General features: G+C 64.5%; 11 protein-coding genes. All 11 read right to left on the reverse strand.

Annotated features, from left to right (window positions below; genetic code table 11):
- Positions 1-11: 11 nt before the first annotated feature.
- A complete protein-coding gene (locus ABI213_RS14575) occupies positions 12-1,775 on the reverse strand; it encodes an ABC transporter ATP-binding protein/permease (RefSeq protein ID WP_348005938.1) in 1,764 nt (587 codons plus the stop codon).
- Positions 1,776-1,836: 61 nt separating this feature from the next.
- Positions 1,837-2,742, reverse strand: a complete 906-nt coding sequence (locus ABI213_RS14580; RefSeq protein WP_348005937.1) for a 5'-nucleotidase — start codon at positions 2,740-2,742, stop codon at positions 1,837-1,839.
- A gap of 2 nt (positions 2,743-2,744) precedes the next feature.
- Positions 2,745-3,971 (reverse strand): type II secretion system inner membrane protein GspF, encoded by a 1,227-nt coding sequence (gspF, locus tag ABI213_RS14585; RefSeq protein WP_348005936.1) that lies wholly within the window; start codon positions 3,969-3,971, stop codon positions 2,745-2,747.
- Positions 3,972-3,977: 6 nt separating this feature from the next.
- A complete protein-coding gene (locus ABI213_RS14590) occupies positions 3,978-4,262 on the reverse strand; it encodes a type II toxin-antitoxin system RelE/ParE family toxin (protein ID WP_348005935.1) in 285 nt (94 codons plus the stop codon).
- Positions 4,252-4,503 carry a hypothetical protein gene (locus ABI213_RS14595; RefSeq protein ID WP_348005934.1) on the reverse strand — a complete coding sequence of 84 codons (252 nt, stop codon included), beginning with the start codon at positions 4,501-4,503 and terminating at the stop codon, positions 4,252-4,254. Before ABI213_RS14595 ends, ABI213_RS14590 begins: the two co-directional genes overlap by 11 nt.
- 45 nt (positions 4,504-4,548) lie before the next feature.
- Positions 4,549-5,946: an ATPase, T2SS/T4P/T4SS family gene (locus ABI213_RS14600; protein WP_348005933.1), complete on the reverse strand. Its 1,398-nt coding sequence runs from the start codon at positions 5,944-5,946 to the stop codon at positions 4,549-4,551.
- A gap of 20 nt (positions 5,947-5,966) precedes the next feature.
- Positions 5,967-8,165 carry a type II secretion system secretin GspD gene (gspD, locus tag ABI213_RS14605; RefSeq protein ID WP_348005932.1) on the reverse strand — a complete coding sequence of 733 codons (2,199 nt, stop codon included), beginning with the start codon at positions 8,163-8,165 and terminating at the stop codon, positions 5,967-5,969.
- A 4-nt stretch (positions 8,166-8,169) separates the two neighbouring features.
- On the reverse strand, positions 8,170-8,940 hold the full coding sequence (gene gspN / locus ABI213_RS14610) for a type II secretion system protein N (protein WP_348005931.1): 771 nt from the start codon (positions 8,938-8,940) through the stop codon (positions 8,170-8,172).
- A gap of 20 nt (positions 8,941-8,960) precedes the next feature.
- Entirely contained in the window at positions 8,961-9,467 is a 507-nt protein-coding gene (gene gspM, locus ABI213_RS14615) for a type II secretion system protein GspM (RefSeq protein ID WP_348005930.1), read from the reverse strand.
- The gene (gene gspL / locus ABI213_RS14620; protein ID WP_348005929.1) at positions 9,464-10,687 is read right to left on the reverse strand and encodes a type II secretion system protein GspL; all 1,224 of its coding nucleotides are present in this window, start codon (positions 10,685-10,687) and stop codon (positions 9,464-9,466) included. Before gspL ends, gspM begins: the two co-directional genes overlap by 4 nt.
- A gap of 33 nt (positions 10,688-10,720) precedes the next feature.
- The coding region (gene gspK, locus ABI213_RS14625) for a type II secretion system minor pseudopilin GspK (RefSeq protein WP_348027649.1) at positions 10,721-11,397 on the reverse strand (677 nt) is incomplete at its 5' end.

The following is an 11,397-nucleotide window of genomic DNA, read 5'->3' on the forward strand; positions in this document are numbered from 1 at the left end:
AGCGGCTTTTTTTACAGGGCGGTTTGTGCGATTTGGTAACGTGCCCCGGCTTCGGCGGCTTGGGGCTCTAGTGTCCAGCGCTTAGAGTGGAAGGCGGCTACCGCAGGGCGGTGTGCTATTGAAATAATAGCGCCTTGCGCAGATTCCACCTGCGCTAGAAGCCGTTTATATATTAAATTCTCGGCGGTTGCATCCAGCGCGCTGGTGGCCTCGTCGGCAAAAATCCAGCGCGGCTTTTTCAGCAAAACACGGGCAATCGCCAGCCGCTGCTGTTCGCCCCCCGACAGTTTTTGGCCCCAGGCGGCCTCCATGTCTAACTGGTCGGCCAGGCCGGGCAGCAGAGCATCCACCAGGGCCTGGCGCAGCGCGGTATCGGTATAGCCACTGGCGGCGCTGGGGTAGGCCAGCGCGCTGCGCAACGTGCCGTCGGGAAAGTAGGGGCGCTGGGGGATGAACATCGCGTCGGCAGGCAGCGCGATCTGCCCACTGCTGAACGGCCAGATGGCCGCGAACGCCCGGAACAGCGTGGATTTGCCACTGCCCGAGGGGCCGCTGAGCAATATGTGGTCGCCGGGGCGGGCCTGCAGGTTCACGCCGTCCAGCAGCACGCTGCCATCGGGCAGACGCAGCGTCAGGTTGCGGGCTTCCAGGCTATCACTTGCTACTGAATCCGTAGCTGCCTGTGCAGACGGAACCTGCGCCAGAGCCTGAATTTGTTCTTCAAATGAGGTCAACCGGTCGGTGGTGGCGCGCCAGGTCGCCAGGCTGCTGTAGTTGTCCACAAACCAGCTCAGCGAGTCCTGCACCCGGCCAAAGGCCGACGCAATCTGCATCAGCGTGCCGAGCTGGATAGCACCGCTAAAAAACCGCGGAGCGGCCACGATGAACGGGAACACCACTGCCGCCTGGCCAAAGAAGCTGTTGAACCAGATCAGGCTTTTTTGCGCCTTCAGTAGCCGCAGGTAGTTGCTCAGCACCGCGGCAAAGCGCATGTCCAGGTGGGCGCGCTCGACTTTTTCGCCGTGGTCCAGCGCAATCGACTCGCTGTATTCGCGCACCCGCACCATGTGGTGCCGAAAGTCGGCCTCGACGCGCTGCTGCTGGAAGTTCAGCTTGATCTGCGGGCGGCCAATATAGAAGGTGATGATGCTGCCCGCCAGGCAGTACAGCAAAGCCATCCAGACCATGAAGCCGGGCACAAAGTATTCGCTGCCGCCGAAATGGAACGAAAAATCACCCGACAGCTTCCACAAAATCCCGACAAAGCTGACCAAGGTGACCACCGAATTCAGCACGCCCATGCACAGGCCGATGGTCAGGCCGGTGAACTGGTTCAGGTCTTCCTGGATACGCTGGTCGGGGTTGTCGGGCCCGGCATCCGGGTTGGCCTTGGCGAAGCGGGCCAGCTCCATTTTGTAGAAGGCCTGGTTGGACAGCCAGCGCACCAGGTAGTGGGTGGTCATCCAGGCGCGCCAGCGCATTTCCAGCAGCTGGGTCAGGTAAAACTTGTACACCGCCAGCACGATCAGGGCAAAGGCGATGTAGGTGAAGCGGCCCAACTGCTGCCAAAACACCGCCGAGTCCTTGTTTTGCAATGCGTCGTAGAACACCTGGTTCCAGTTGTTCAGCAGCACCAGCAGGTAAACCCCCAGCAGGTTCAGCGCCACGATGGAGGCCAGCAGGGCACGGGCCTTCCATTTTTCTTCGGACTTGAAATACGGGATCGACAGCTTCCAGACTTGGGCGGTCTGGGCTTTCAGGTTGGCTAGGCGCATGGGGTCTTTTTGGTGAAGAAACTGGCGGATGGACCCGCACGCGGCAATTTAGTTCGCCGGACTAGGTCGAGGGGTTGGAAACACCGCTGCTCACATGCCCGGCAGGTACATGGCGGGCCGCGGAGTTGACGTGGCCGGTCTGGTCGTCGAAGAAGAAATCGGGCTCGAATTCGCGCAGGAATGGGCCTTTTTCGAGGCCGCCGAGGAACATGGCTTCGTCCACGGCAATGTTCCAGTTCATCAGGGTACGGATGGCGCGCTCATGGGCGGGTGCGCTGCGCGCGGTGACCAGGGCGGTGCGGATGCGCATTCCCGAAGCGTCGGCTTGCCGTTGCAACTGGTGGAGGGCCGTCAGCAAGGGCTTGAAGGGCCCATCAGACAGGGGTTGGGCAGCCTTGGAGGTTTCGTTGTCCTGGAACGCGGCCAGGCCTTCCGCTTGGTAAACCCGCTCGGCCTCATCAGAAAACAGTACTGCATCACCATCGAAGGCAATACGCACTTCGTTCGGGAAATTGGTGCCTGCGGCCATGGAGTTGGTGAGTACTCGTGCTGCGGGGAAGCCCAGTGCCAATGCATCCCGTACATCGTCGGCGTTGGCCGATAAAAACAAATGAGCCCCGAGTGCACGCAGGTATTTGAAAGGCGCGCGTCCCTGGGTGAACACGCCGCGCTCCAAGTGCAAGCCAGCGGCCTGTGCGGAATGGAATATCCGCAAGGCACTGACCGGGTCATTGCGCGACAGCATGACCACTTCAACCCGCCGTTCGTCGGAGTTGTTGAACGCCAGCAGCTTTTGGACCAGCGGAAAAGCAATTCCTGGCTTGGCGGGGATGGCCAGCTTGTCGAGTTGCAGTTGCATGTACGGCTTAGGGTCGGCCGGGTCGAAGATGCGGTTTTCCTCTTCAAAATCGAACAGCGCGCGGGACGAAATCGCCACGACCAATTTTTTTTCAAGGGTTACGGGCATGGCTACTTGGCGAATTGGTTGAGTTGGATGATGGGCAAAAGCACGGCCAGCACGATCAGCATCACCACCAGGCCCATGGCTACGATCAGCAGCGGCTCCAGAATCGTCGCCAGGGCCATGGCGCGGCGCTGTACCTCGGTGCTGAGCTGCACGGCGGCGCGCTGCAGCATCACCGGCAACTGGCCGGTTTGCTCGCCCAGCCGGGCGAACATGGCCAGCAGGCCGGGGAAGCGCTTTTTCTGCGCCAGGGCCGAGGCCAGCGGCGCGCCTTCGCGCACCAGCACCAGGGCATCCAGCGCGTCGGCGCGCATGGCGGTGTTGTTCAAGGTTTCGGCCGCCGCCTGCAGGGCTTTCAAAATCGGCACACCCGCCGACGCCAGCATCGCCAGCGTGCCGGAAAACCGGGCCGCGTTGTAGCCTCGGGCCAGCGGGCCGAGCAGGGGCAGCTTCAAGAAACCTGCATCTATTTTTTGGCGAAATAAGGTATTGGCGTAGGCAGCACGTGCGCTGACAGCTAGCACAATAATAGCAAGCAGCATGGCCCAGCCGTAGTTGCGCACCATGCCGCTGATGGCCAGCATGGCCACGGTGAGGAAGGGCAGGGCGCGCTTGCTGCCGGCAAACACATTGGCCACCTGCGGCACCACATAGCCGACCAGAAACAGCACGATGGCAATCGCCACCAGGGTGACGATGGCCGGGTAGAGCGCTGCGCCGATCAGCTTGGACTGCAGTGCCTGGCGTTCTTCCAGGTCGTCGGCCAGGCGTTCCAGCACCAGGCCCAGGCTGCCGCTTTGCTCGCCCGCGCCGATCACCGCCACGTAGATACTGGAGAATTCGCGCGGATGCTGGCTGAGGGCTTTGGCAAAGGTCGCGCCCGCGTTCACCTCGGCGCGCAGCGAAGCCAGCAGATTGCGCTGGCGCTCGTCTTCGGCTTCGTCGGTCAGCGCGGTGAGGGCACGCTCCAGCGGCAGGCCGCTGGATACCAGCCCAGCGACTTGGCGGGTCCAGATGGCCAGCCCGGTGGAATTGAAGACGCGGCCTTCAAACAACTTGGTGCGCAGGCCCATGCCACTCTGGGCGCCGCTGGCGTTCACCGGCTCCACCGCCAGGGGCACCAGCGCCTGGGCGCGTAACAGGCCACGTGCGGCCTTGGCCGTGTCGGCCTCCATCACACCTTTGCGGGTTTGGCCTTGGGCGTCTAGGGCTTCGAAGGAATAGGCGGGCATGGGCGCTTAGGTTTGGCGGCTACTCAGCAACTGGTACACGTCGTCGCGGCTGCTGATGGCCACGATGGTGAGTAGATTGGCAGCGTCGTTAACGTGGTAGGCCAGCCGGAAGTGCGGCGTGGTGATCTTGATTTTGTAAAAGTCGGGCAGGCCGTGCAGCGCGTCTTTGGCCACGCGGGGCTGCTGCAGCCGGTCTTTGACCAGTTTTTGCTTGAAACGGCGCTTGACGCTCTCGTCCAGCCGCGCCCATTCGGCTTCCGCCTCGGGATGGATGGCCAGCTCAAAGGGCATCGACGCTGATTTTGCGGGCCGTGTGCAAGCTGGTGCTGCGCTGGCGGGCCTTGTCGGTCACGGCGCGGTCGGCTAACTGGTCCAGGATGTGGGCCATCAGTTTGTTGGAGACGATGTAGCCCGCCGGGCGGTTGTGGTTGAGTACCACCACAGCCTCGTCCCCGGCCTGCTCAAACGCCCGCGCCGGGGCTTCGCGCAGGTCTGAAATGCCGATGCTGTGGCGGGAGAGGAGGGTATCCATGGTGGAATCCTATTTAGACGAAATTTCGTCGAATTTTAGTGGATTTCAATCCCGCGTCACCCGCAGCAGCTCTTCCCGCGAGGTGATGCCGGCCTGCACCAGCCGCTCACCGTCTTCGCGCATCAGGGCCATGCCGGCGGTGCGGGCGGCGGTGCGGATGTCGGCTTCGGAGGCGCGGTTGTGGATTTGCGCTTGGATGGCATCGTTGGTGACCAGCAGCTCGAAGATGCCGGTGCGGCCTTGGTAGCCGGTTTGGTTGCATTTTTCACAGTTGTGGCCGTGGCAGACAGGGCACAGCTTGCGCACCAGGCGCTGGGCCAGCACGCCGAGCAGGGTGGAGCTGAGCAAAAAAGGCTCTACGCCCATGTCGATCAGCCGGTTGACCGCGCTGGCGGCATCGTTGGTGTGCAGGGTGGCCAGCACCAAATGGCCGGTGAGGGATGCCTGGATGGCGATCTGGGCGGTCTCGAAGTCGCGGATTTCGCCGATCATGATCACGTCCGGGTCTTGCCGCAGGATGGCGCGCAGGGCTTTGGCGAAGGTCAGGTCGATCTTGGCGTTGACCTGGGTCTGGCCCACGCCCGGCAGCTCGTATTCGATCGGGTCTTCCACCGTCATGATGTTGCTGGTGCTGGCATCCAGGCGGCTCAGGGCAGCGTACAGCGTGGTGGTTTTGCCGGAGCCGGTGGGGCCGGTGACCAAAATGATGCCGTGCGGCTGGTTGATCAGGTTCTGCAACTGGTCCAGCACCTCGCCCTGCATGCCCACGGCTTCCAGCGTCAGCTTGGCCCCGCTCTTGTCCAGCAGACGCAGCACGGCTCGTTCGCCATGGGCGCTGGGCAGGGTGCTGACGCGCACGTCCACCGCCCGGGTGCCGATGCGTAAGGAGATGCGGCCATCTTGCGGCAGGCGTTTTTCAGAGATGTCCAGGTCGGCCATGATCTTCAGGCGCGAGATCAGCGCGGCATGTAGCGCGCGATTCGGCTGCACCACTTCGCGCAGCGTGCCGTCCACGCGGAAGCGCACGCTGGAATGCCGTTCGTAGGGTTCGATGTGGATATCGCTGGCACCGTCGCGCGCGGCCTGGGTCAGCAGGGCGTTGAGCATGCGGATGATGGGCGCGTCGTCGCTCATCTCCAGCAAATCTTCGACGGCAGGCAGCTCCTGCATCATGCGCGACAGGTCGGCATCGCTCTCCACCTCGCTAACCACCGACGCGGCGCTGGATTCGCCCTGGGCGTAAGCGGCGCTGATGCGCTGCAGCAGGGCATCCAGCGCCAGGGTTTCGATCTGGCGCACGGGGTACTTGCGCATCACCTCGCTCAGCGCATTGGCGGAGTATTGGGCGCTGGCCGGGTGCAGCCACAGGGTGAAGTCGCCCAGGTTGTCTTCCAGCAAGAGCTGCTGGGTACGGGCGAAGGCGTAGGGCAGGGGGTGGCGCATGGTTCAGGGGTGTCGCAAGCTCAGGGGGTACTGTTAGGTAACGGCAGCTCGGTCAATGGGCGTGGCACGGTGACTTTTTTGGCGGTGCTGGCGGGCAGTTCGGGTAATTCTGCGGCGCTGGGCACGGCCGACAGAATCGGATGCGGTGCCGGGCTGACCTGTTGTTGCTGCACGCGCATCATGTCGTAGCGGTCTACCGCCAGTGCATCGGAGGTATTGGTGTCGCGCACAACGATGGGGCGCAGAAAAACCATCAGGTTGGTTTTGACGCGGCTGCGGGATTGGCTTCTGAACAGGTTACCCACGTAGGGTATATCGCCCAGTAACGGCACTTTCTGGTCATCGCCCGCATAGGTGTCTTGCAGCAGGCCGCCCAGCACTACGATGGAGCCGTCGTCCACCAGCACATTGGATTCGATGGAGCGCTTGTTGGTGGTCGGGCCATTGGCGTTGCTGGTGGTTGAAGCGTCCACGCTAGACACTTCTTGGTAAATTGCCAGCTTAACCGTGCCGTTTTCGTTGATTTGCGGCCGTACCCGCAGCGTCAGGCCCACGTCTTTGCGCTCGATGGTCTGGAACGGGGTGGCGGTGGTGCTGGAACTGCTCGCGGAATAGGAGCCGGTGACGAAGGGCACGTTCTGGCCAATCACGATCTTGGCCTCTTCATTGTCCAGGGTGAGCAGGTTGGGCGTGGACAGCACATTGCCGGTACCGGTTTCTTGCATCAGGTTGGCCAGCGCGCCGAGCACATAGGTGCCACCGATCTTGGTGGCGACACCCAGGTTCAGGCCATTGGCCAAAGTAGGTACGGTGGTGCCGGTGGCGATGCTGGTGGCCAGCACGGCCAGATTGCTGCTGCCGGTGCCAAAGTTGGTGCCCAGCCCGATCTTGCCCAGTACGCCCTGCCACTGGATGCCAAATTCGGCCGATTTGTTGCTGCTCACTTCCACAATCAGGCTCTCTACCAGCACCTGGGCGCGGCGGCCATCGAGCTTGTCGATGACAGCGCGCAGCTGGCGGTACTGGGGTTCGGGCGCGGTGATGATCAGCGAATTGGTGGACGGGTCGGCCTGGATCTGGCCGCCAGTGGACGGCTGGTTGCTGGTGCTGCCGCCGAGGGGTGCGGTGCTGGCCGTACTGGTGGAACTGCTGCTTGACGCGGTGCTGCTGGTGCTGGTCGGGCTCAGCCCGCTGTTGGAACTGGAGCCCGTGCTGCTGCTCCCCGCACTGCCGGAGCTGCTGCGGGCCTCGCCGCTCATGGCGGCACGCAGGGTGGTAGCCAGCTTGGTGGCATCGGCGTTCTTCAGATACACCACGTAGATGTTGCCTGCGTCCCCGTTGCTGCCGCTCATGGTCGGCTGGTCCAGCTTGGCTATCAGCGACCGGATCAGCGAGACCCGGGCCGGGTTGGCGGCGCGCAAGATGACGGCGTTGCTGCGCGGCTCGGCCAGCATGGTAGTTTTGAACGAGCTGTCGGTCTGCCCAGCAGCCGGAGCCGCCCCGCTGCTGCTGCCGGATTCGACCAGCTTGGTCAGCAGCGGCACCAGGTCACCGGCAATGGCGTATTTGAGCGGGATGATCTCTACGTCGGTGGCGTTGGATACGTCCATCGTGGCGATGATGCGGCCGATGCGGCGCAGGTTGTCGGCGTAGTCGGTGATGACCAGCGAATTGTTGCCGGGGTTCAGGTTGATGGTGTTGTTGGGGCTGATCAGCGGGCGCAGCACCGGCACCAGGTTGGCGGCGTTTTCGTAGTTCAGCTTGAAGATCTGGGTGATGATCTGGCTGCCCACGGCGGCGTTGTTCTCGCCAATGCTGACGGGACCGGGTTGCAGCTTGGCATCGGCCTCGGGCACGATCTTGTCCAGCCCGGCGGATTCCACCACGGTAAAACCCTGCAGCCGCAAGGCCGACAAAAACTGGCTGTAGGCCACGGCGGGCGACACCGCGTGGTCGGTGCTCAGGGTCATGGTGCCCTTGACGCGCGGGTCCACCACCACGTTGCGCCCGGTGATCACGGCCATGGTGCGGGCCACAGACTCGATCTCGGCATTGGCAAAGTTGAGCGTGACCGGCTCGCCACGCTTGGGCGCGGCCACCACCGCCGGACCCTGGGCTTGGGCATTTATAGAAAAAAGGGCTGTGCCGCAGGTACACAGTGCGCAAGCAGCTATTGAAACAATAGCGCGCGAAAAATGCTGGGAGGGAGACTGTTGCATACCGTTAGCCTACTTTGATGGTGGCGTTCGCGCCGTTGCGCCGCCCGATGATATTGAGAAGATTTGACAAGGCATCTACCCGGTCGGGCGCGGCGGTGGCCATGCCTTCAAAGCGCAGCCGTGCGCCCACCCACTGGCCGCTGCCGGTGAGCTGCAGGCTGCCACTCAGCGTTTCGAGTTGCACGGTGCTGGGGTTGCCGCCGGTCAGCGTCAGCCGGTAGCTGCCCATGGGTTTCAGGGTGGACAGGCGGGATGCCATGTCGATGGCTTCCAGCCGGGCCTGGCCCGCCAGCACCATGCGACCGGCGTTCCAGTCCATGACCAGGGCCTGGGTGCTCAGGGTCAGCGTGCCCTCGGGCTGCAGGGTGTTCCAGGGCGCGCCCAGACCGGCCAGCAGGGGCGCGGGCCAGTGCGACTGGCTGTCGGTCAACGTCAGCTGTGCACCGCCCCAGTGGGGTAGTACGTGTAAAAGCAAGGGCTGGGCCATGCAGCAGTCGGCCTGGAGCGCGGTGCGCAGCCCGTTCCATGCGGGGCGGATCTGCCAGTGCAAGCGCTCGGGCAGGGCGGTGCTGTCCGTGCTGCCTTCGCCTCCGGCCAGCACCAGTTGGGCCGAGCCGTTCCAGACCGTGCCGCGCGGGTCGGCCAGCTGCACCCGGTTTTGGCTGGCCTGGGCCACGCCTGCGGCCAGCCAGCGCGCCGGGGCGCTCAGCAGCACGGCCACGACCAGGCCGAGCAGGCCGCCCGCCCAGGCCCAACGCCAGGGGGTGTTTGCCACAGTGCGGAAGGAGCGGCGCATCAGCGGTTGCTAGGCAGGGTCAGCACCAGCGAGCCGTCCCAGGTGGCGACGGGGGTGCTGAGGTTGCCCACCTGGCTGCGCACCAGTCGGGCCTCGGTGGGCAGGGCGCGGGCGTTAATGCGCACCTGGGCCAGCCAGCGCGCCAGCGCGTCGGCCGGGGTGTTTTTCAGGCTGACGGTGACGCGTTCACCTGTGACGTTGATCTGGCCGCTGCCGCCCAGTTCCGATTTAACAGCCAGTTCGACCGCTTTGAGGGCATCGTCAAAGCTGAGCTTGGGTTGGGCCTGCAGCGCCTGGGCTTCGGCCTGCAGGCTGTGCATGGTTTGCAATTGGGCGTCCAGGCTGCGGTGCTGGGCATCGGCGGCACCCAGGGTGTGCAGGGCGGGGCCTATGCCCACCCACCACAGCAGAGCCACGGCGACCAGGGCCAGCGCGGCCTGCACGCTGCGGCGCTCACGCGGCGCCAGGCTGTCCCAATGCGGGCGAATCGAGGCAGGCAGTTTCATGGGGCGGCTCCAGGGGCCGGTTGCAGGATGAACAAATTGCCTTCGCCGCGCATGCTGTATCCGCTGGCGCGCAGGCTGTCAGTGATGGCCGTGTTGTTGCCCGTGGGCAGGCCTTTGAGCCGGGCCTCGCCAGGGGCAAAGTCCAGCGCGGTGGCGGCTTGTTGGGGTGGCAGGGCGCTGCCCAGCACGCTGAGCATGGCCTCCAGGTCACGGGCCGAGGTGGCCCCGGCGGTCTGCCGCAGCAGCGCCAGTTCGCGGGCCATTTGCACCGGGGCATCGACCACCACTTTCACGCCGGGGAAGGTCTGTGTCAGGGTGGCGCGCAGGGCCATGCGTTTGGCTTCCAGGCTGTTGCTTTCCTTCCAGGCCCAGGCGTTCAGGCCGACGATCTGGGCCAGCAGCAGCAGCGCGACACCCCAGCGTGCAGCCCGCCATTGCGGGGCTTGCAACCACACCGTAGCCTGCGCGGCCAAGCCTTTCCAGGCGCGGCTGCGGGTGGAGTTGCTCAGGTCAAACTGCGCCAGATCCCAGCGCCCGCGGGCCGAAGCCAGCCAGCGTTCAGCGGCCTGCTGCAGGGTCACCGGGCGCTGCGCCAATTGCTCGGCCAGCGCGGCCACGGCGGGTTCGGCAACCAGCTCTAGCGGTTCTGCCTGCAGCGCTTGGGCCATGGCCAGCGTGGCGGCGTTCAGCGGCAGCAGGCTGACACCGTGCGCTCCGGTGCTGAGCAATTGGGGGTACTCGGGCGTGCCCAGCACTTGCAGGCGCAGGCCGTCGGGGGCGCATTCGGGCACGATGCGGGCTACTGGGCGTTTGGCGGCTTCCAGCACGGCCAGCGCGGCGCGCAGCCAGGCGCGGTTGCAGGCTGCCACCCATACCGGCCCGTCGGTCGGCGCATCGGGCTGCAGTGCAAAGTGGAGTTCGGCGGGTTCTTCCAGCAGGCGGTCTTCCAACAAGCCTTCGAGCACGGCGCGCAGGCGGGGCGAGTCGATGGCACCGCCCAGCGTGCCCTGTTTCAGGCTGCCTTTGGGCAGGGTGACCTGGTGCCACGACAAGGCCTGTGCGGGCACCACGGCCACCAGCTCGGTGCTGCGTGGCAGCAGCGCAGCGGCCGCCCGGTCGTGGGGGCCCGCACTGCGGCCGTCGGAGGTCAGCACGTAGTCGAGCACGCTGGTCGGGCCGGCGCTAGGCTCTGGGGAAAGGAGGACGATCAGGGTGCTCATGGGTGGGGCATTGTAGGGAGTGGCGTGCCGCCTTCAGGGCGTGGCTTGGCCGACAGGATCGGCTACCGCGCGTTCGCGCCAGACGGTGCTGACATTGATGCCGTCGCGCTGCACCAGCGAGCGTTCCAGTACGGTGGTCGCACCCATGCGCAGCCGGCCCAGCACTTCGAAATAGCGGGTGGCTACGCCGTGCTCGGTTTCGTTAAAGACGATGGTGGGCTGGTTCAGGATGGCGTTGGCATCGGCGGTGCTGCGAAAGTATTTACTGGCCCGCGCGGCCACCAGCTTTTGGGCTTGGGCCAGGCTCAGGTTGGGCACGCTGGCCACCAGCACCTGGGCGCTGGCGGTGTTGATATTGACAGCGGTACGCACCGGCAGCACCGTCACAAAGGGCTGCAGGGCCGCCACGGTGCTGGGCGACAGGCCCAGCCAGCCCAGTTGCGAGGCATCGCGTGGCAGCAACGGCACGGTGGCATCGGTGTTTCTGCCATTGCGGGTGTCCAGCGCCAGTTGCAGCTGGGTGCTGAGCAGGGTCAGCTCCAGCGGCGGCAGGTTCAGCAGTTCAAACAGGCGGTTGAAGGCGGCCAGGGACACGTCGGAGATTTTGCTGTCCTGTACCAGGTTGGTGATGTTCAGGCGCGACTGCATGTCGGTGATTTGGCCGGACAAAAACGCGTCTACCTGGTCGTCGCTGTCGATACCGCCGGTGT

This window comes from Rhodoferax sp., from assembly GCF_039922535.1.
In the GTDB taxonomy this organism is placed as follows: Bacteria; Pseudomonadota; Gammaproteobacteria; order Burkholderiales; family Burkholderiaceae_C; genus Rhodoferax_B.